Source organism: Chryseobacterium sp. HNCC26DJ238 (assembly GCF_057180465.1).
In genome coordinates, this window is sequence record NZ_JBXUGI010000019.1 from 1 (window position 1) to 20963 (window position 20963).

The 20963-nt window shown below is 37.5% G+C and carries 21 protein-coding genes; 8 read left to right on the forward strand and 13 right to left on the reverse strand.

Annotated elements, in window-relative coordinates:
* Positions 1 to 20 precede the first annotated feature (20 nt).
* From AC2A07_RS16645 to AC2A07_RS16660, 4 genes are all read right to left on the reverse strand, one after another.
* Positions 21 to 566, reverse strand: a complete 546-nt coding sequence (locus AC2A07_RS16645; protein ID WP_314494928.1) for a hypothetical protein — start codon at positions 564 to 566, stop codon at positions 21 to 23.
* A 127-nt stretch (positions 567 to 693) separates the two neighbouring features.
* Entirely contained in the window at positions 694 to 1683 is a 990-nt protein-coding gene (locus tag AC2A07_RS16650; protein ID WP_484051319.1) for a LuxE/PaaK family acyltransferase, read from the reverse strand.
* A gap of 173 nt (positions 1684 to 1856) precedes the next feature.
* The gene (locus AC2A07_RS16655) at positions 1857 to 2630 is read right to left on the reverse strand and encodes a UDP-2,3-diacylglucosamine diphosphatase (protein ID WP_314494932.1); all 774 of its coding nucleotides are present in this window, start codon (positions 2628 to 2630) and stop codon (positions 1857 to 1859) included.
* A gap of 24 nt (positions 2631 to 2654) precedes the next feature.
* Positions 2655 to 3101 carry a 6-carboxytetrahydropterin synthase gene (locus AC2A07_RS16660; RefSeq protein ID WP_314494934.1) on the reverse strand — a complete coding sequence of 149 codons (447 nt, stop codon included), beginning with the start codon at positions 3099 to 3101 and terminating at the stop codon, positions 2655 to 2657.
* 94 nt (positions 3102 to 3195) lie between these two features.
* Between AC2A07_RS16660 and AC2A07_RS16665 the strand changes: the two genes are divergently transcribed.
* A complete protein-coding gene (locus AC2A07_RS16665) occupies positions 3196 to 3849 on the forward strand; it encodes a ComF family protein (protein ID WP_484051320.1) in 654 nt (217 codons plus the stop codon).
* A gap of 157 nt (positions 3850 to 4006) precedes the next feature.
* On the opposite strand, the gene upp is transcribed toward AC2A07_RS16665, so the two are convergent.
* Both upp and der read right to left on the reverse strand, forming a co-directional pair.
* Entirely contained in the window at positions 4007 to 4657 is a 651-nt protein-coding gene (gene upp / locus AC2A07_RS16670) for a uracil phosphoribosyltransferase (protein WP_484051321.1), read from the reverse strand.
* A 106-nt stretch (positions 4658 to 4763) separates the two neighbouring features.
* Positions 4764 to 6074, reverse strand: a complete 1311-nt coding sequence (gene der, locus AC2A07_RS16675) for a ribosome biogenesis GTPase Der (RefSeq protein WP_484051322.1) — start codon at positions 6072 to 6074, stop codon at positions 4764 to 4766.
* 228 nt (positions 6075 to 6302) lie between these two features.
* Here der and AC2A07_RS16680 point away from each other — a divergent pair, with 228 nt between their 5' ends.
* Complete coding sequence (locus AC2A07_RS16680) at positions 6303 to 6761, forward strand: heme-binding domain-containing protein (protein WP_484051323.1); 459 nt, start codon at positions 6303 to 6305, stop codon at positions 6759 to 6761.
* 11 nt (positions 6762 to 6772) lie between these two features.
* Positions 6773 to 7186, forward strand: coding sequence for a thiol-disulfide oxidoreductase DCC family protein (locus tag AC2A07_RS16685; protein ID WP_314494942.1), 414 nt, complete (start codon positions 6773 to 6775; stop codon positions 7184 to 7186).
* A gap of 35 nt (positions 7187 to 7221) precedes the next feature.
* Here AC2A07_RS16685 and AC2A07_RS16690 read toward each other — a convergent pair whose 3' ends face one another.
* Positions 7222 to 8649: an alpha-amylase gene (locus tag AC2A07_RS16690; RefSeq protein ID WP_484051324.1), complete on the reverse strand. Its 1428-nt coding sequence runs from the start codon at positions 8647 to 8649 to the stop codon at positions 7222 to 7224.
* A 189-nt stretch (positions 8650 to 8838) separates the two neighbouring features.
* Here AC2A07_RS16690 and AC2A07_RS16695 point away from each other — a divergent pair, with 189 nt between their 5' ends.
* Together AC2A07_RS16695 and murA are read left to right on the forward strand one after the other, a co-directional pair.
* A complete protein-coding gene (locus tag AC2A07_RS16695; protein WP_484051325.1) occupies positions 8839 to 9507 on the forward strand; it encodes a DUF4290 domain-containing protein in 669 nt (222 codons plus the stop codon).
* Positions 9507 to 10814: a UDP-N-acetylglucosamine 1-carboxyvinyltransferase gene (murA, locus tag AC2A07_RS16700; protein WP_314494947.1), complete on the forward strand. Its 1308-nt coding sequence runs from the start codon at positions 9507 to 9509 to the stop codon at positions 10812 to 10814. The genes AC2A07_RS16695 and murA overlap by 1 nt, the downstream gene beginning before the upstream one ends.
* A gap of 100 nt (positions 10815 to 10914) precedes the next feature.
* Here the strand turns inward: murA and AC2A07_RS16705 are convergent, their stop codons facing one another.
* The 6 genes from AC2A07_RS16705 to AC2A07_RS16730 form a co-directional block, all read right to left on the reverse strand.
* Entirely contained in the window at positions 10915 to 12864 is a 1950-nt protein-coding gene (locus AC2A07_RS16705; protein WP_484051326.1) for a DUF2207 domain-containing protein, read from the reverse strand.
* A gap of 3 nt (positions 12865 to 12867) precedes the next feature.
* Positions 12868 to 13422, reverse strand: coding sequence for a LemA family protein (locus AC2A07_RS16710; RefSeq protein ID WP_484051327.1), 555 nt, complete (start codon positions 13420 to 13422; stop codon positions 12868 to 12870).
* Positions 13423 to 13703: 281 nt separating this feature from the next.
* The gene (locus tag AC2A07_RS16715; RefSeq protein ID WP_314494952.1) at positions 13704 to 14009 is read right to left on the reverse strand and encodes an NIL domain-containing protein; all 306 of its coding nucleotides are present in this window, start codon (positions 14007 to 14009) and stop codon (positions 13704 to 13706) included.
* Positions 14010 to 14180: 171 nt separating this feature from the next.
* Positions 14181 to 14804: a YiiX/YebB-like N1pC/P60 family cysteine hydrolase gene (locus AC2A07_RS16720; RefSeq protein ID WP_484051328.1), complete on the reverse strand. Its 624-nt coding sequence runs from the start codon at positions 14802 to 14804 to the stop codon at positions 14181 to 14183.
* A 7-nt stretch (positions 14805 to 14811) separates the two neighbouring features.
* Positions 14812 to 15267 (reverse strand): DUF1801 domain-containing protein, encoded by a 456-nt coding sequence (locus AC2A07_RS16725; RefSeq protein ID WP_484051329.1) that lies wholly within the window; start codon positions 15265 to 15267, stop codon positions 14812 to 14814.
* A 99-nt stretch (positions 15268 to 15366) separates the two neighbouring features.
* Positions 15367 to 17841: a GEVED domain-containing protein gene (locus AC2A07_RS16730; RefSeq protein WP_484051330.1), complete on the reverse strand. Its 2475-nt coding sequence runs from the start codon at positions 17839 to 17841 to the stop codon at positions 15367 to 15369.
* Between the two features lie 284 nt (positions 17842 to 18125).
* On the opposite strand from AC2A07_RS16730, the gene AC2A07_RS16735 reads away from it, so the two are divergent.
* From AC2A07_RS16735 to murB, 3 genes are read left to right on the forward strand one after another with little or no spacing between them, the layout of a single operon-like run.
* A complete protein-coding gene (locus AC2A07_RS16735; RefSeq protein ID WP_484051331.1) occupies positions 18126 to 19331 on the forward strand; it encodes a pyridoxal phosphate-dependent aminotransferase in 1206 nt (401 codons plus the stop codon).
* A 14-nt stretch (positions 19332 to 19345) separates the two neighbouring features.
* Positions 19346 to 19825, forward strand: a complete 480-nt coding sequence (locus AC2A07_RS16740; protein WP_484051332.1) for a hypothetical protein — start codon at positions 19346 to 19348, stop codon at positions 19823 to 19825.
* Between the two features lie 51 nt (positions 19826 to 19876).
* Complete coding sequence (gene murB, locus AC2A07_RS16745; protein ID WP_484051333.1) at positions 19877 to 20914, forward strand: UDP-N-acetylmuramate dehydrogenase; 1038 nt, start codon at positions 19877 to 19879, stop codon at positions 20912 to 20914.
* The last annotated feature ends 49 nt before the right edge of the window (positions 20915 to 20963 follow it).

The window sequence follows — 20963 nt, forward strand, 5'->3', positions numbered from 1 at the left end:
GATTTTTAGACAGGATTTTTCTATTTCGTTTTCTTTATCTCAAAAGGATTTTTATAAATCAATTCTTCATGCCTCCCTTTAATCTCTAATTTTCTCTGTAATAAATTGACTGCCATTTTCCTGATGAAAAGATCCTTATCATTAAGATTCCAATAAGAATCGTCATGCACTTTCTTAGGAGAACGCACCAGGTAAAATTCAGTATTCCAGTTATCAGCATTGTGGTAAAATTCAATAATTCCACAGTGATCGGGAATTTGAGAATGTTCAATCATACCCATAGGAAGCAAAAAGCTGAAAGCATTACACACGTAATCACCGCAGCATATTTTATCATGCTTCAGAAATTTCTCCCCTGTCTTCGTATTGATGTATGATTTTTTAAAATCATTTTTGAAATCACTCTTTGAAAGTTTGATTTCTATTTCATGACTGAAACCTTCAGCATCAATAATCAGCAGGTCAGCTTCCCAATCTGAATGAAAGTGATTGCTCAGGACAATTTCTTTTTCAAAATCGCAATTTGTATGAATGTAAGCGTGAACCAATTCCTCTATCTTCAACACTTTTATTTTTTTTTAATAGTTATTTTAGCAGTATGTTCGCCAATACTTTTTATTCACTAAACATACATTTTCTGTTGCTAACGAAATTCGCCGATTCTTTTATTGAATAAAAATAATGGCAAAAGCTCTAACTAACCAACAAGCTACATCCACGGATGTCGGAGTGGTCAATCCTTCCCAACACCTGAAATTTTCTGTCATCCTCCTGCAGCAGCTTTCCAAGATCCTGTGTTGCAATAAACGAGCACGTGTGAATATTTGCCAGATCAATGATATTGACCGCCCCGGTTTTTCCTGCATTTTCATACCCAAAAGGATCTTCTGCATTTCTTATCAGAACACGCATCCACCCTGGGCACTCATAAACATTCTGCCCCAGGGAATATGCCTGTGACAACAGTTCAGTCATTGAGTATTCTGAATAAATCTTCTTGGTTTTAAAACCATTTTGAAATATGCTCAGTAATTCATCTTTTGTCATCTCTTCTTTACGTCCTTTCATTCCACCTGTTTCAATGACGGTAAGAGAGTCCGAGAATTGAAGAGATGAAGAGTTAGAGCTGCAGTAGTCCAAAAAATCCAGAAGTGCAAAAGAAACTCCGAAGAGGATTACTTTTTTGTCTTTAAGAGTAGTCAAAAGCTGAAATAAATCCTGGTGATTGTAAAGAAAATAGCCATTTTCAGGCTGATCTGACTTTTTCATCAGGTAGTCCACCATATAGATCAGTGATGAATTCTGTTTTTCCAGATAACTTGGAAGCAATCCTAAAAATATGAAATCTTCAGGTTTCCCGATGAATTTGTCAAAACTTTTATAAATACTCTCCTGATAGATATTTTCGTCGGCTATGAAATGTTTGGACAGATTCATCTGTGTGGTTCCAGAGCTCTGAAAATAAAGATCTGTACTCATATTCTTATCTAAAATCTGATGATTTTTAAACATCTCAATCGGTAAAAAAGGAATTCTGTCCAATGATTTCACTTTTTCCGGATCGATCTTCAGATAATCTGTAAACTTCCTGTACACTTCAATATTTTTATATTGATACCTAAAAGTGGTCAATGCCACATCCAGAAATTCCTGTTCAGTCTTTATGTCAAATATACTTTTCAATGTAGTGTAAGGTTTTAAGGATTCAAATGAGTCGTTTAGGAAATCAAATTTAAGTTTTAGTATACAATACGATACAATTGGTAATATTATAGCAAACTTATCTTCAGAATATCGATTAGATATAACAGTTTTAGAAACCAATATTCATGAATTACCTTTTATGAAGTAATTTTTTATTTCTGCCCAAAAGTTTTTAATTCAAAATCATTTTGAAAAACACCATAAGTGAAATAAGAAATCCAGTCTCCGAGATTGATGTATTTTGCATTTTTTCCTAAATCTAAAACCATCGGCAAATGCCTGTGACCATAGATAAAGTAATCTATATTCTCTTTTTTCAGTTTTTCTTTTGAATATATAATCAGAAACTCTTTATCTTCTCCTAAAAAGGCTTTGTCTTCATCTCCGGAAATCATTTTATTTTTTTGTGAAAGATACAAAGCCACCTTCATGGCAATATCCGGATGCAGCCATTTGAAAAACCATTGTGCAACAGGATTTGTAAAGACTTTTTTCATTCTTTTATAGCCTTTGTCACCAGGCCCCAGACCATCTCCATGCGCCAGTAGAAATTGTTTCCCGGCAATTTCGAAATACTGCTTCTTATAAAAAACAGTACATCCGATTTCTTCTTCCAGGTAATCCTTCATCCAGAGATCGTGGTTTCCTACAAAAAAGTAAACCTGAATCCCGCTGTCTTTCAATTCTGCTATCTTTCCCAGGACACGTACATATCCTTTGGGAATAACATGCTTCCACTCATGCCAGAAATCGAAGAGATCACCCATTAAAAACAAAACCTGCGCATCTGCTTTGATCTCGTTCATCCAGCGGATAAATTTTTCTTCGCGAATCTTACTCTGCTTCGGATCCGGCGCACCAAAATGCTGATCTGAAGCAAAATATACTTTTTTACCGGGTTCTAAATGGATGGATGTTTTGAGCACTTTTAAACTTTATTCAGAAAAAAATTATTGATTATCTTCTGCAAACCATTCTCCATAGGAGTTTTCTGTTTCATGAAGCTTAAGGTAAGCTAAAGATATATCTGCGGGAAGTTTTGATTTTATTTTTGCAGCAATTGCATACAACATATTTTCACAGGTTGGCTGAAAGTTACAGTAAATAACTTTCTGACCTTTATTCTCCAGGTCTTCTCCCATCTCCCTGTGTGGAGAAACACCGTTGATCAGCACTGAATGGTCCCAGACATCCACTATTTCAGCTTTTACAATGGCTTTAATATCCCCGAAATCCACCACCATTCCGTTTTTAGGGTTATCCAGATCATTGATCGGTTTTCCTTTTACTGTAACGAAAAGTTTGTAAGAATGTCCGTGCATATTTTTACATTTCCCATCATAATTATATAAAACATGAGCAGTCTCAAATGTAAAAATCTTTGTAATACGTATCATAGTGCAAAGATAGAGAATTTGATCAGAAAACAGGAATTTCAGCGACGATGCTTATTGATCATTTTTGCTTAAATTTATATTCAAACACAAACTAATGATTTTAGATTTATTTTTCCCCAACCGCTGCATCCACTGCAACCGAATCATTGATGGCTCTCTGATTGTATGCGGCATCTGTTTTGAGCAGATTCATTTTACTCATTTTGACTATTTCACTGAAAATCACCTGAAAGAAAAATGCAAATTACTTTTCCCTGTACAGAATGCTTATGCTCTGATGCAGTTCGGACAGGAGAACCTGAGCAGAAAAATCATTCACGAACTGAAATACAAAAGCAGGGAAAAGACGGGAAAAATCCTTGCAGAATGGATCATGGAAAGATTGGATTTTAAGGAAGAAAAACCTGATCTCCTGGTTACAGTACCACTCCACCCAAGGAAAGAGAAAGAAAGAGGCTATAATCAGCTACATCTATTCACCAGAACACTATCTCAGCATTTTGACATTCCTTTTGATCACACGTTAATTAAAAGAAACCATTATTCTAAAGCCCAGGCTCTAAAGGATAAAAAACATCGGATCGAAACAGAGAATATCTTTTCACTGACCGGAAAGATCTCAGATCAGCACATTTTGTTGATCGATGATGTTTTCACTACAGGAAATACTTTAGCCACCATTGCCTGGAAAATCCTGAATGAAAGCAATAATAAAGTGAGCGTCCTCATCATGGCAATGGATGAGTGATTGGGCGATTTTTTTTCTGTGATATTTTAACAAATCAAATAAAGATAAAAAAAAGATGTTTGCCTGACATCGAAATAACATTCATTGACGAAATGAAGATCCATTTATTTTTTATGAGTACTAAGATTCAAAATAAACATCATATTTAATGGAATAATTATCGCTGCAGCTTCTCTCCGTAACTCAAATCTCCGGCATCACCCAGACCTGGTGTGATATACCCTTTCTCTGTAAGGTTTTCATCGATGGCACCTACCCATATTTTTGCCTGCGGATAAGATTTCCGGATGGTTTCAACTCCTTGTTTTGATGCGATTGCCGCTACAATATGTAATTGAGAAGGCGTACCGTTGGTCAGCAGATCTTTGATTGCTTCGATGAGTGAAGCACCGGTCGCCAGCATTGGATCTGCAACGATTAACGTTCTGCCGTCAATATTCGGACAGGTCAGATAATCCTGCTTGATCGAAAAATAATCGTTGGCATCGTGCTTTCTGTAAGCTGCTACAAAACCACAGTCGGCTTTGTCGAAGTAATTCAGAATCCCTTCAAATAAAGGAACTCCTGCTCTTAAAATAGTGGTAATAACCGGCTGAACGGAAATTTCATGAGCTTTTATCGTATCTAAAGGAGTCTGAATTTCAATTTCCTCTGTTTCGAGATCTTTGCTGATTTCAAACGCGGCAATTTCCCCGATGCGCTCCATATTTCTGCGGAACCTCATCCGGTCGTGCTGGATTTCTACGTTTCGAAGCTCGTTAATCCATGAATTAACCAAAGAAAAAGTTTTAGATAGCTCTACAGTCATAATTTGAATATTCTGACAGCAAAACTAAGAATAATAAAATAAATCCCTTTCAGAAAAGATTACTGAAAGGGATTTATTTTTATGTCTTTATCTGTGATCAGCCGGTTTATTTTTGTCTGAAATAAACTTCGATCGGAACTCCGGTAAAACCGAATTCTTTTCTCAGCTGGTTTTCTGTAAATCGTTTATATGCTTCTTTCACGTACTGCGGTAAATTACAGAAAAATACAAACTGCGGTGAAGGCGTCGGAAGCTGTACACAGTATTTGATTTTAATATATTTCCCTTTATTTGCCGGCGGCGGCGTACGCTCGAAAATAGGAAGCATAACTTCATTCAATTTTGAAGTTTTGATCTTCTTTTTACGGTCTTCATATACCACCATTGCCATTTCAACTGCCTTGAGGATTCTCTGCTTCGTTAAAGCTGAAACAAAAAGAATCGGAATATCGCTGAACTGTCCTATTTTATCTCTTATCGACTGCTCGAAATCCCTTACGGTATTCGTGGTTTTATCTTCAATCAGATCCCATTTATTAACGACAATGACGATCCCTTTTCTGTTTTTCTGAGCCAGACCGAAAATGTTCATATCCTGAGATTCCCATCCTAACGTTGCATCCACCATAATGATGACCACATCAGAAAATTCAATGGACCGGATAGACCTCATTACGGAATAAAATTCCAGATCTTCATTTACTTTAGATTTACGACGCATTCCGGCTGTATCTACCAGCACAAATTCATGCCCGAATTTATTGTAAAGGGTCTGAATACTGTCTCTCGTCGTTCCTGCAACATCTGTTACAATATTTCTTTCGGCATCCAGCAAAGCATTCGTCAACGTTGATTTCCCCACATTTGGACGTCCTGCAATGGTAATTTTCGGAAGCCCTTCAAATGGATCTTTATAGTCTGTAGACGGAAAGTCATTAACAACATCATCTAAAATCTCACCTGTCCCGGAACCTGTAGCAGATGATAAAGTATAGTATTTTTCAATTCCTAACTGATAGAATTCTGTAGCTGCCAGTTCTTCTTTGGCCGAATCTACTTTGTTGATCACAATATAAACCGGTTTTTTTGCTCTTCTCAGCATTTCGTGAATCTCGTAATCCGTATCTGTAAGACCTTCTTCAACGTTCATCATAAAAATAATGGAAGTTGCTTCATCAATAGCGAGCTGAACCTGTTTTGAAATTTCTTCCTGAAAAACGTCTTCACTGTTCACCTCATAACCACCGGTATCAATTACGGTAAAGTCGACACCATTCCAGTCAGATTTCCCGTAATGACGGTCCCTCGTAACTCCCGAAGTAGAATCTACAATAGCTTCTCTTCTTTCAAGCAAACGGTTAAACAGGGTGGATTTTCCTACGTTGGGACGCCCAACGATTGCAACAATATTTGACATAAAAAATGTTTAATAACCCATGAGACAGTACTCAGGATCAGATTATCAATGGGTTACTCCAACTATTGGAGCCCAATTTTTTTGCAAAGATAGGGTTTTATTATTTAACCCATCAGTCTATCTGTTCTAAATCTCTAATTCACAAACGAATAGTCAATATTTTTTCCTAATTTTATACTTTAGGCACGAGATATGATTGAATTAAGTGTCTTTTCAAAATTTCACTTTATGAAGAAAATTCTTATTATTTTGCTGGTTGCATTTGTAATCATTCAGTTTTTCCCTATTGACAAGACCAATCCTCCTGTGAATGAGGGAATGGATTTTTTAAGAATTAAAAATACTCCGGAGAACATTGCAAAAATAATCACTACTTCATGTTATGACTGCCATTCCAACGAAACAGAATATCCCTGGTATTCCGGCATAGCACCATCTTCATGGTTTTTGAAAAACCATATCAATGAAGGAAGAAAGCATTTAAATTTTTCAATTTTTGCTACGTATGAGCCTAAGAGACAGATTCACAAGATGGAAGAGTGTATCGAAATGATCGAAAAAAAAGAAATGCCTTTGGAATCTTATTATATCGGTCATCAAAATGCTAAATTAAGTGATCAGCAGAGAAAAGAACTCGTCACTTATTTTAAAAATCAGATCGAGGATACACAAATAAAAATGCAGTAAAAACAGAAAACATGCAAAAAAACCAAAACCATAAACATATTGTATTTTTTGACGGTGAATGTGGCGTCTGCAATTTTTGGGTACAGTGGATCCTTGAAAGGGATAAAAACGATCAGTTTATGTTTGCTTCACTGCAATCAGACTTTGGACAAAAATTTCTCTCTGAGAGAGGTTTGGAAACTAAAGTTTTCAACACTATGTACCTCTGGAAGCAGAATGATTATTATCTGACAAAATCCCGTGCAGTCCTGCAAATCGCTAATTTACTGGGTGGTATTTATAAATTTTCTGCTGTAGGCAAGCTCATCCCCTCTTTTCTGAGTGATAAGGTGTATGATATCGTATCAGAAAACAGGATGAAAATGGCCAATCAGAAATGTTATCTGCCTACTCCACAGGAAAGAAAGAAATTTATAGAAGTATAAAAGAGAGTTCTTCAACTCTCTTTTACTTCAATTGTTTATTGATTTAGTGACCAGACAGAGTAGCTGTTTGGAGGACACTGAATCTTAACCCATTTATCTCCCTGGGTCACCGGATACCATGACGAGTGACCTGTAAAATCTTTGATTTGCCTGCTGCTCCAGTTCGTTTCCACCCATCTTTCCTGCCAGTCTGAAGAACTGTTAATATAAACTATCAATCCCGGGTTTCCGTTGTATCCGTTTCTTCTTGCGATATATTCATTATTATCGGTATACAGGATAGACGAATTTCCTGTTGCTTTGTTATTATGGATCCAGATCAGGTTATTCAGTCTCTCTTTATTCAGCCACTCCTCATAATCTCTGTAAAAAATTGTAGGATATCCTTCATGCGTCAATATATAAGCATAGGCGAGCATTTTATTGCCAATGATATCTGTATCATGGTTGGCTACGAATGTTACAGCCTTATAAGGATTTCGTTTCCACATCATATCATCATTCAGCACATTAAGATTTCCGTTATCGAATGCTTCATCCATTTTATAATACGCTGCAAAATCAAACACAGAGCTGTTGGCATTATTTGCCCACCATTCCAGCGTATTCACATTGGAATCCCACAGTTCGCCGACAGAAAATCCACCGACGTTAGAATTCCACGTATTGACTACCCACGGTCCAAAGCCTTTTACGTAATCAAACCTCCATCCGTCAAATTTCATTACATTTTTATAATACTTCCCTACAGAATCTTCCCGCTCCCAAAGCCAGTTCTGAACATAAGGATTCGCATGACACAGATCAGGAAAACCGCCGAATGCGCCTTCATCATTATTTCCGTAGGCATTTTTATAAAAATCATTATAACTTCTCTGGAATTTGCCGGATGAAATTCCGGAAAAATCAGTCCATGTACTGGTTCCTGTGAAAGGATTTGCCTGAGACTGCCCGCCACTGTTATGATTGATTACAATATCTGCATAAACCTGCATATTTTCAGCATGGGCCTTTGTAATCAATGCTTCCAGTTCAGTTCTTGATCCGAACCGGGTCTCTACACTTCCATTCTGATTGAAATTACCAAAATCATAGTAATCTGTAGGATCATACCCCATCGAATAGGCTCCATTCTGCGCTTTTGAAGCAGGTGGAAGCCAGACGGCATTTATTCCCGCATTTGACCAGCCGGTAACTTTATCTTTAACGGTGTTCCACCAGGTGCCACCGGCAGGAACATCCCAATAGAATCCCTGCATCATTACTCCGCCGCCGGGTCCGGAAACAAACTTTCCGTTGACCGGATTATTATTTCCTGTACTGAAAGGTCTGCCGTCATGAGTGGTTACATTGACGACCCTTTTGTTAATACCGGAAGGCTCTTCATCAATGATTTCGCTATCATGACAGGAATAAATAAAGCCTACCGCTAAAGCCTGCAGTAAAAATAGTGTTTTTCTCATAGTAAGTAATTTTATTTGGTGAAATGACAACTAAATTACAATTTTTACCAAATATTATTTATAAAAAACATATATTATTACCAATTAATATGAAAATGGTTTATTAATTGTAACTATATTTTTATTAAAAAGGATTAACATTAAAGTTTTTTCAGAACTTTTTTTTATTAATCCATATATTTGCATACTATGGAATACAATACCCAAAGAACTCAACTTAACATGCCGGAATACGGTAGAATGATACAGCAATTGGTTGAGCGCTGCAAAGAGCTTTCTACAAAAGAGGAAAGAAACGAAATGGCAATGGCAATCATTGACTTTATGGGTCAGAGAAACCCACAATTACGAGACGAAGACAATTACAAACATAAACTTTGGGATCACTTATATATTTTGGCTAACCATGATCTGGATATTGATCCTGTTTATCCTTTCCCTACCAAAGAAGAACTTGAGGAGAAACCGAAAAGAATGGAATATCCCAAGCTACAGGGTGACTTTAAATTTTATGGAAAAAGCATTCTTCAGCTGATTGAAAAGGCAATCGAACTGGAACCCGGAGACGAAAAGGAAGCCTTGATCGAAGTGATTGCCAATAATATGAAGAAGTCATACAATGTCTACAATAAAGAACATGTAACTGATGACGTGATTTTCCGTCATTTAAAAGAATTATCCGCAAACAGGCTTGATCTGACCAATATTGAAGCTCTTGAAAAAAGCAAGATTTATTACGCTACCGCCAACCGTAACAATCTGAACAAGAACACCAACAACAGAAATCAAAGCAATACTAATAACAATATTAACAAAAGAAGATTCACAAATAACAACAATAATAAGAATAGAAGATAATGAGTGGGACATTTCAAATAAGAGGGGGGAAAAGACTGCAAGGTGAAATCACTCCACAAGGGGCAAAAAATGAAGCTCTTCAAATCTTATGTGCGGTTTTGTTAACGGATGAAGAGGTAAGAATAAAAAACATTCCGGATATCCATGATGTCAACAGACTGATTGAGATCTTAGGTGACTTTGGGGTTAAAGTGACCAAAAACGGTCATGGTGATTTTACTTTTAAAGCAGACCACGTAAACTTTGATTACATTAAGTCTAATGAATTTAAAAAAGACGGAGCGAAACTCAGAGGTTCAATCATGTTGATGGGACCCATGCTTGCCCGTTATGGTGAAGCGTACATGCCGACTCCCGGAGGTGACAAAATAGGAAGAAGAAGATTGGATACGCATTTCCAGGGACTGGTAGAACTGGGTGCGGAATTTAATTATGATGAAGAAGAATATTTCTACTCATTAAAAGCTAAAGAACTTAACGGAAAATTCATCCTTCTGGAAGAAGCTTCAGTTACCGGAACTGCCAATATTGTGATGGCAGCAGCTTTGGCAAAAGGAAAAACAAGAATTTACAATGCAGCCTGCGAACCTTATCTGCAGCAACTTTGCAAGATGCTGAACAGAATGGGTGCTCAGATTTCAGGAATCGGTTCTAATTTGCTAACGATTGAGGGGGTTACCCATCTCAGCGGTACAGAGCATACCATGCTTCCGGATATGGTTGAAATAGGTTCATGGATTGGTCTTGCAGCCATGACAAAATCTGAAATCACGATTAAAAATGTCAACTGGAATCAGTTAGGTGTTATTCCAAATACATTCCGAAAACTGGGAATTGAGCTTGAGCAAAGTGGCGATGATATCTACATCCCTTCTCAGGAACACTATAAGATCCAGAAATTTATAGATGGCTCTATCCTTACAATTTCTGATGCTCCATGGCCTGGATTTACCCCTGACTTACTTTCGATTATCTTAGTTGTCGCTACTCAGGCAAGAGGAAGTATTCTTGTACATCAGAAAATGTTTGAATCCAGATTATTCTTTGTTGACAAACTGATTGACATGGGAGCGCAGATCATCTTGTGCGATCCGCACAGAGCTACTGTTATCGGTCTCAACCAGGAATCTCCTCTACGTGGAACAACGATGGTTTCACCGGATATCAGAGCCGGAAATGCACTTTTGATTGCAGCACTTTCTGCAGAAGGAAAATCAATCATCCATAACATCGAACAAATCGACAGAGGCTATGAAAACATTGACGGAAGACTAAAGGCAATCGGAGCTGATATTGAGAGAATATAGCTTTCAATACGAATATAGAACCTTTTTATACATAATAAAATAAGCGTTCAGAATTGATTTTCTGAACGCTTATTTATTTGGTGAAATGAAAAGCTTTGGATTACCAGCCGCCGCCTCCGCCACCTCCGCCTCCGCCACCAGAGAATCCACCTCCGCCGGAACCGGAACCTGAGCTGCTTCCTGAGCTTGAAGGCTGTGTCGCTGATGTCTGTATAGAATTGGTTAAACTCGAATTGAGAATGCCTGCCATGGCAAAATGATTCATTGATGAACCTACGTACCAGTTATTTTGATATTCGGCAGACATTTTTGTCAGCAGGGCATCAAATTTCTTTCCCCAAATTTCATCGACTCCCAAAACCATTGCGAAAGGCAGCAGTTTTTCAAAAGATTCCGGTGTCATTGTGGGTGGATTATGAAATTGCAGCTGTGTATTTTCTGCCGCACCCATGTACATTTTAAAACCTTCAATCAAAGATTTCTTTTTCAGTTTATCTTCAGAAGGTCTTCGGATCAGATACTGATAAATAATCAGCGAAGTGAAGCCCAGCACAATGAAGATATAACAGATATTGAAATTGTTATCAATCGTGAATTCATTGTGGTTGAATATCAATCCTCCCAGAATTACAAGAATAACTGCGGGAATAATCAGGAAAATCTTAAATAGAACAGGATACAGTTTAAAGATATATCCTGTAATTAAAAAACAGACCAGTAAGAAAACATACAAAAAACCACCGACAACGATCTTTTCAAATTCAGGAAACATTTTTAAACTCAAAAACAGCCCCAACAGATAAATTACCGTTATCACGATAAGGGGCAGATAAAGTTTGCGGGTATTATTTCCTTCATTTAAAAGTGCATCATGCTGAAATTTCAGCGTTTGGTCAAAGCTTCGGACTGCAGTTTCTATTTTAGAATTGTACTGACCATCAAAATCAATGCTGTCTCCACCTGAGAAAAGACTGTTCATCAGATTAATCTCTTCTTTGGGTAGAGACTGATCCGCATTTTTCATCTTTTTTACAGTAAACATTTTAGATTTAAACAAACCCAATACACCTGAATCCTCACCTTCAATAATCTTTACATATCCATTCACCGCAAGATTAACCAGGGCAGCGGTAAGATATTTATTTTTAAAATTTTCGCTGTTGATAAACCCAAGAGATGCAGGTGAAAGATTATCGGGAGCATTAAACTGTGGATAAACAGTTGGTTTTTCGGGATCAATTCCATATTTCCTCCAGGTGGAAATATAATATATAACTAAGCCCAGAAACACAGCAATTCCTGCAATCAGAATTCCGAACCGTTCAAGAAATGTAGGGGGTGGAGGTGGAATCATGATTCCTTTTTTAAATCCTACTGCAATGGTGAGACCTTCGTTAGCACCAAGATTTTTAGCGTTCCACGTAATTGAATGCTCAGAGAGAACATCTGCGGTACAATTTTGAGAAGTACTTCCCTGGCTCCCTGTATAACATGAATTCTGTAAAATCCCAGCACCTTCCGGAAGATTCACTGTCGCAGAAATGTTATCAACCGGGAAACCCCAGAAAGTTCCGTTGACATTCCAGTAGAACTCATCATATTGAGCAAAAAAACCGATTTGCTTTTCTGTGGTGTACTTTATCTCGTAATCATAATTTCCCGGTTCAAGAATGACATCTTTATTTCCAATATAGATCTTGAGATATCCGTCTTCATATTCTTCATGAAAATCTTCATCTGCTCCGTTTTTCTTTACTGAAATGATGTCATACCGTACTTTTTGGATGGTATTATTCAAATCTCTCGTCAAAGGAAGTGAACGGAAAATCCCCCGTTTGATTTCGGCTCCGAGACTGTGAACTTTTATTTTTTCAGTTACAGTCAGCCCAGAGTTTTTGTTGACGTCAATATTGGCATGAAAAGAAAGAATTCTTTTAGATCCAACGGTATCTGTAACCGATTCTACGTTCGTAACTTCAATATCACCTGTTTCCTGAGCAAAACTGAAAGAAATTAAGATCAGAAAAAGAAATGCTAAAATCTTTTTCATCCGTTAAAATTTTACTGTTGGAACTTCTCTGTCTGCGATATTTTCAAGTTCAAAGAATTTGGCTTTTTCAAATTTATACATGTTGGCAATGACATTACTAGGGAAAGACTCAACCAATGTATTGTTATCCCTGGCCGTTCCATTGTAATATCTTCTTGATTTTTCAATATCGTTCTCAATAGAACTTAATTCAGACTGTAATTGCTGGAAGTTGGTGTTAGCTTTTAAATCAGGATATTGCTCAGCCACCGCAAATAAATTGACCATAGCCTGATTAAGTTTTTTTTCCGCAGACTCCTTGCCTTCCACAGAATCTGCTGCGACAGCCAGATTTCTTGCTTTGGTTACATTTTCCAAAGTTTCCCTTTCATGAGTTGCATATCCTTTTACCGTTTCAACAAGATTCGGAATAAGATCATGACGTTTTTTAAGCATTACATCAATACTGCTCCAGGCTTCCTGAACAAGATTTTTAAGTTTTACAAGTCGGTTATAGATAGAAACTCCATAAAGAACCGTGATCAGGACCAGAGCTCCAACGATAATAAGTGCAATCATAATTTTGTAATTTATTTTTATTAAAAATAATCTTTTTTCCCTGATAATTGAATACAAATATGTTTCAACTTTTACCTGAAGGAAAATGAAGCAAAATTCAGGAATGAAATATTTCAAAAAGATTAAATTTCATTCTGAATTTTTTAAAAACTTCAAAGGCTTATGATTCTTTACAATGACAGTCTTTCCAGACCCATAAAATCGGATCATGACCCTGTTTTTAATCATAAAAAAAGCGCTCAATAAATTGAACGCCCCTCAAACTATATGGACTAACAGCTTTATGAATACTTTCTGCAGGTATAATCGACAGTGGTATTCAAAAGTTTATTTTTGTTCAGGAAAAATTCAAGTTGCTGGGACTCTTCACTGGTAGCATTGACATGTAACTGGAAAGAGCCGAAATTTGCTCCGTTCATATACTCCACATTTGCGCTCAGCACCTTGTAACAGATTCCCATCTGTTGATAGATAGCATTTAAAAGATGGTCAAATTTCATTTTTCCATTCAATTCTACTTCGATGATCAAATCTTTTTTGATAAGGGGTACATTTTTTGGCAGAGCCTGCAAATTTGGCGTAATCATAACTAAACAATTTTTGATTAAACAAATATTTTCTGAATTACATTTTTTTAAAATATTTACTCATTAATATCTGACAAAAGTATAAAAAAATATTAGTCTACCAAATTAGTAGGGTAATATTTTTTTAATTTTAACAAAAAAAAGAGAAGTATAGAAAACTTCTCTTTGTATTTATAATTCTTTAATTCTTTTGATCTTATCTGACGCTGCGAGTCCGTTAGGATTACAGCCGGGCTCACCTTCAGGAACTTTAAGTTTTTTTTCAGCATAAAATTTTTTCCAGAATTCATTGACTTTTCCGGTTTTCGGATCCTTAAAAGTCATCGGTTCCAATGCAAAAATCTGATCTTCTCTAAAAGATCTTTCAATATAATCTGAACAGTAATAAGAATCTTCATTCAGAATATAATTATAATTATAGGGTTTTCCCAACATTGAATTTGCCTTTTCAATCGCTTTTGGTATTGCATTCCGGTATTCAGATTTTAAACGGTATAAAACAACTTTTTGTCCGTCATCTTTCTGATCTTTCAGGAAAGCATTTAAATTTTGCTTCTGAGACCCTCCCTTCGGTGCTGCATGAAGCACATATACCGACTTGCCCTGTTTTTCCAAGATCCCGATATGATCGAATGACGCATTTTTCTGTTTCTTCGTTACATTATCAATAGCACCTGACAGTCCGCTTTCTTTGGCGGTGACAAAAAGCAGGTCACCACTTAACAAACCAAGCGTTTGAGAAGTCTTACAACTCAGAAAGGTAAGCAGAATCCCAAAAAAATAAATTGTTTTCATATTACGCCTATTTTTTATATTCCTTTTCATATAGAGTAATCCACTCTTCCAGCGTTATTTTCTTACTGACTTCAGCAATAAGTTCAAAAGGAATATCATCCATTTTTTTGAAGCGGACGCATGATTTTCCCATATCCAGTTTTCTTTTGGAATACTTTGGATATTCAGCAACAAACCATTCCAGCAATTGAGGATCTGCATACATTCCCATGTGATAAAATGCAATAAAATTCTTTTGGGAAGCTAATGCCATAAAAGGTAAGGGTGACCCTGGCGTACAGTGATAGCCTGCGGGATATCTCTTCAGAGGAACTGCCCAGCCAACCATCCCATAAACAGTGGTTTCCTGAAAGCCTTCCGGCAGATTATCATTTACCGTATCGAAGAACTTTCTGAAGACTTCCTGCCTTTCTTCAGGAATTTTTGAGATATAATCTTCTACTGATGAGGCATCAATTTGCATGGCATAAAAATTTGACTACTAAAATAACAAAATTTAATCATAAAAAAAGCAGCCATACTTAAAGTACAGCTGCCAAAATAATGTAAAAGGAACGCTTTCTTATTTCTTAATAATTTTAATGCTTTTTTGTGAACCGTCTTTGAAATATAAATTGACCAGATACAAACCTGTGTTCAATGAACTCAAATTAATCTCCTGCCCTGGATTTTCGAACGTTTCAAGAGTTCTTCCGGAGAGATCGGTTACTTTAAGAGTTTTAACATCTTTAAACTCTGAAATATTGATAACATCTTTAAATGGATTGGGTGAAATTCTGCCTGATTTCTGACCGGAAGAAATCTCTGATGTTGCCAACTGAGCCACAACCTGCAGAGTAAAATCCAGAAACTCTCCCCTGGTAGGAGCAGCACAGGCATTTGCTGGGGCAGATGTATTATAATCACACATAATTCTCATTCTGTAATTCCCAAGCGCTGTTCCCGCCGGAATCGTCAGTGTGCCTGACGTTGTATTAATATAAGCAGTAGTTGCATATACTCTTTCAGCAGTACTGAAAGTTCCGTCATTATCCCAGTCAACCCATACGGCTACTCCGCAAGTACCTCCGCCAACGTTTACTGAAATCGGGACAGCCGTTCCAGCGCTGCTTGAAATTGTATTGGCAGTTGCTGCCAGGTTCTGATAGCCGTTTGTACCCGCTACTGCTGCAGCAGAAGTATAGGCCATATTGGTCACTGCACCGATAGATGAGAATGATGAGATCCACGAATTCTGGTTTGTTGAAGAAGGCTTACAATAGGTTGTTATCCCGCTTACAGATCCAAACCATGGACTTCGGTCTGCACCGGAGCAATGGGTTCTTACCCAAAAATAATAAGAATATAAATTTGATAATCCTGGAACAGTAACACTTGTTGTATTAGATGTTACGGAGTTTGATGCATTTAAAACGACAGTTGAAGAAGGGACAACATTTGTCGTACTGTAATAAATATCATAATTATTGGTAGGTACAGGTCCTATATCTGTCCATGATAAGCTGATCGAATTTGTTCCGGATGCCGTAATAGCCAAGTTTGTAGATTCGGGACATGAAGGAACTGCTTCTACAGTGATATTGTCCAGATAAATTGATCTGCTGGCTCCACCAAGATTATGTCTGAAAGCTAAATATGATCCTCCTCCTGAAGGTATATTTACTATATATTGCGTCTGAGCAGCTGACAGCGTAGTTGTATTGAACGATACAAATGTCGTCGGATCAGCAGGATCTGTCAAAGTTCCTATTTGCAGCGAGTAATTGGCAGAACTTCCTCTTGCAAAAAACTTCACCCTTTTTGAGCCGTCCGACAGTGCAATTGTTTGAGGAGAAACCAGCATTTGATTTCCTGTAGTGGCTGATGAATTGGTTAAAAGGTAAGAATTGGGAGCTGAGACAGGATTTAATGCTGTAACGTAACCCGATCCGGCAAAGCCGCTTGTCTCTAAATATGCCCAGCAGTTCGGCGCATTCGTACTTGTTGAGGTACCCGTTGCCGTAGTATCAAAGTTTTCCGTGTACGGAACTGTAAATGTAGAGCAAGGTGTCATAAAAGTAGTTCCGTAAGCCCACTGACCGATGTTACCACTGCAGTTAGACCTAATCCACACATGGAATCTGGTCTGAGGTACCAGCCCGCTCATCTGGGCTGTAGTGGAGGTAATCCCTGACTGAGATGGTGTCGTAGAAGCATTGGGAGCGTATGTAGATGAAGTATAATAGATATCATAACTGCCTGGAGCTGTCGCCGGCGGTGTCCAGTTGAGCGTACCTGCGCTGATTGTAACTGCCGTGGACGTAACCGCCGTAGGAGCAAGACAGGTCGTGTATCTGTCGGCTGAAATCCCAAAAATATTTATAAAGCCATTTCCTGATACTTTAGTAAAACTAACATTCTGAACAGTCTTGGACTGATTAGCAGCAGCAATTGCCAAAGGAATCTGGTAAATTCTTGGATTTATCCCTCCGCCGTCTTCAAGATTATTATTCGTAATGTTTACCCTTCCTATTCCCTGTATAGCAGCACTAGCACCTCCATACCAATCTGCAACAGCAAGGTTGCTGAATGACTGCGATGTTCCGTCGGTAAAATTGACAACAGCACTTGCAACCGCTGCACCACTTCCTCCTGTTGCAAGAAAATAAAGGTTGTAAGCTGCCGTAGGTGTAGTGAATGATAGAGTACCTGTATCATTCGCAGCACTTAATTTTAAAGAATTACTCCCCGAATAAGGGGCTAACTGATAGGTCAGTCCTGGTGTTGTCGCTACCATTGTCATAAATTGTCCCGTTACAGGAAGACCATAGCTTGGAACCGGAGTAGTTGCTGTCGCCTGGAAATCTCTGGAAATATACGCATAGTTTGCGTCATCCACAGGTCCCGTTGTACTTGTAGATGCATTTCCTATACCATTAACGATTACATCCTGTGTAAAACCTGTTACCGTCACCGGATGATAGTACTGTGCTGTCAGACTTGACGAAGACATCACTAAAGCCAAACTGACAAATCCAAAAAATTGATTTATTCTCATATTATTAATTTAATCACCGCTAATTTAATTAAAAATCAAAACAAAACAAATTTTATTAAATATTTTATACTTAATTATTTTAAATTAACAATTTAAGATCATTTTATTTTCTTTATTAAAATTTATCTAAAACACAAAGTAAAAAGCTATTCATTAATTAAAAAAAACAAATTACTTAAACTATCAAAACAATTAATAATATAAATTCCACACACTATATTCTATCGCAAGCATTTTACTTATTAAGAATTTAATCCTATTTTTGTCATACAAATTTTTAAACAATGCCTAACATCTCAAACAGAGCACAACAGATGCCTCCTTCACCGGTAAGAAAACTCGTTCCATTTGCCCTTCAGGCAAAACAGAGAGGAACGAAAGTTTACCATCTAAACATAGGACAACCGGATATTGAAACTCCGGAAACAGCACTTAATGCGCTAAAAAACATTGACCTGAAAGTATTGGAATATGCCTTATCAGAAGGAAATATTGAGTACAGAAAAGCATTGACTGAATATTACCACTCTTTAGATTTTACAGATTTGACGCCCGATCACTTTATCGTTACCAATGGCGGATCTGAAGCTTTGAATTTTGCAATATCAACTTTATGTGATGATGGTGACGAAGTAATTATTCCGGAACCTTATTATGCAAATTACAATGGCTTTACAAGCACTTTTAATGTAAACGTAGTAGCAGTGCCCTCTACGATTGATACAGGTTTTGCACTACCGCCAATCGAAGAATTTGAGAAAAAAATAACCGCCAGGACAAGGGCAATCGTTATTTGCAATCCGGGAAATCCTACAGGATATCTATATACAAGAGAAGAACTTCAGCAATTAGCCACTATTGCGCTGAAATACGATATCGTTATCATTTCAGATGAGGTTTACAGAGAATATGTTTATGACGGCAAACAGCAGATTTCAATGCTTGCTTTCCCTGAACTGAGCGAAAACTGTATTATCATTGATTCAGAATCAAAACGGTATTCTATGTGCGGTGTCAGAATCGGATGCCTGATCACCCGCTCCAAAAAGATTCATGATGCCGCAATGCTTTTTGCACAGGCCAGGCTAAGCCCTGTTCTTCTGGGTCAGATCGCAGCCACTGCCGCTCATCAGAATGACGGAGCCTACATCAGAGCCGTAAGAGAAGAATATGCACACAGAAGAAATATACTTGTAGACTTATTAAATGCAATCCCGGGTGTTATATGCCCAAAACCTAAAGGTGCTTTCTATTGTGTGGCAGAACTTCCGGTGGATGATACTGAAATATTCGCCCAATGGTTATTGGAAAAATACTCTCTGAACAATGAGACAATCATGGTTGCTCCGGCAGGTGGATTTTACAGCAATCCTGAACTGGGTAAAAAACAGGTAAGAATTGCTTATGTGCTCAAAGAACAGGATTTAAGAAAAAGTGTTGCTATCTTACAGGCTGCACTTGAGAACTACAATTCAGACATTCGTCATTAATAAAACAAAACCATATGTCAACAGTAAAAACGAACAGTCTGAGCATATTTCTGGCAACGTTTTTACTGTTGCTTTGTTTTGGCTGTACTCATAAAACGACCGAAAATAAATCCTCAAAAAGAGATCCCGAAGAGATTACCTTCATTGCATTATCAAATGTCGGAGGGCAAGCGGGAAGCTACAGCAATTTTAAAATCACAAAAAAATCCATTCATTTTGAGGGCGGAACGACGGTCAATCAAAAACATAAGGAATGGAACGTTCCGATTGATGAGCAAATCTGGAACAACCTTATTTCTTCTATCAAAATCAAAGATCTTGGGTCAATTGAAAGCTCACCAAGCATTCAGCCTATTGACGGAATGGACGAAACATTCCAGATTAAGACCACAAAAAAATCACACGTGTTTGTAAATGCATACCGCGATACTCACTACAGACAATTTGAAGAATTCAAAATCAGGCTGGAAAATATTGCGTCGAAAAATCGATAATACATTTAAAACTTTACATTCAGCTCATTAATTATAAATATTTTCTCTTCAATGCATGAAAATTTTTCTTTAAAATCCTACAATACTTTCGGGGTAGAAGCAAATGCCAGATATTTCGCAGAAGTCAATTCAGCAGATGAATTGATCAAAATCCTCAGTCATTCAACAGTTCAGGATCGCAATCCTGAGGCTTCAGGGAAGCTTCCGGTCTTGTTCCTGGGAGGCGGAAGTAATATTTTACTGACGAAAAATTTTGACGGATTAACCATTCTGCTTAATCTTAAAGGAATTTCTGAAGAGATCATCAATGAAAATGAAGTCTTCGTTACTGCACAGGCCGGTGAAAACTGGCATAACCTGGTCCTGTTTTGTCTGCATAAAAATTATGGAGGATTGGAAAATCTATCCCTGATTCCCGGCAATGTAGGCACATCACCAATGCAGAACATTGGTGCCTATGGAACAGAAATAAAAGATGTATTTGTACAGTGTACTGTTCTGAACCTTGAAAATTTAAGACTTGAAACATTAAACTCTGATCAGTGCCGCTTCGGTTACAGAGATTCTATTTTTAAACAGGAAGGAAAAGGCAGATATGTAATTCTGGAAGTCACTTTCAGGCTGACCCGAAAAAACCATTTTATCAAAACAGAGTATGGCGCTATCAAGTCTGAACTGGAACGTTCAGGCATTGAAAACCCAACCATTCAGGATGTTTCAAAGGCAGTCATCAATATCAGACAAAGCAAATTACCCGATCCGAAAATAACAGGAAACGCAGGAAGCTTTTTTAAAAACCCGACCATCCCTGCAGCTCAGTTTGAAGCTTTACAGACTTTATTTGAAAACATACAGGGATATCCAAACGGAGATTATGTAAAAGTTCCCGCAGGATGGCTCATTGAACAATGCGGCTGGAAAGGAAAACAGATCGGAAACGTTGCATCCCATCAGATGCAGTCTCTGGTGATTGTCAATGCAACAGGAAACGCAACAGGAAAGGAGATTTTCGATTTTTCGGCAATGATTATAGATTCTGTAAAGAAAAAATTCGGGATCGAACTGGAACGGGAAGTCAACATTATATAGCATCAGCCACATTTAAGAAAAAATCTGACATATATCATTTATTTTAATT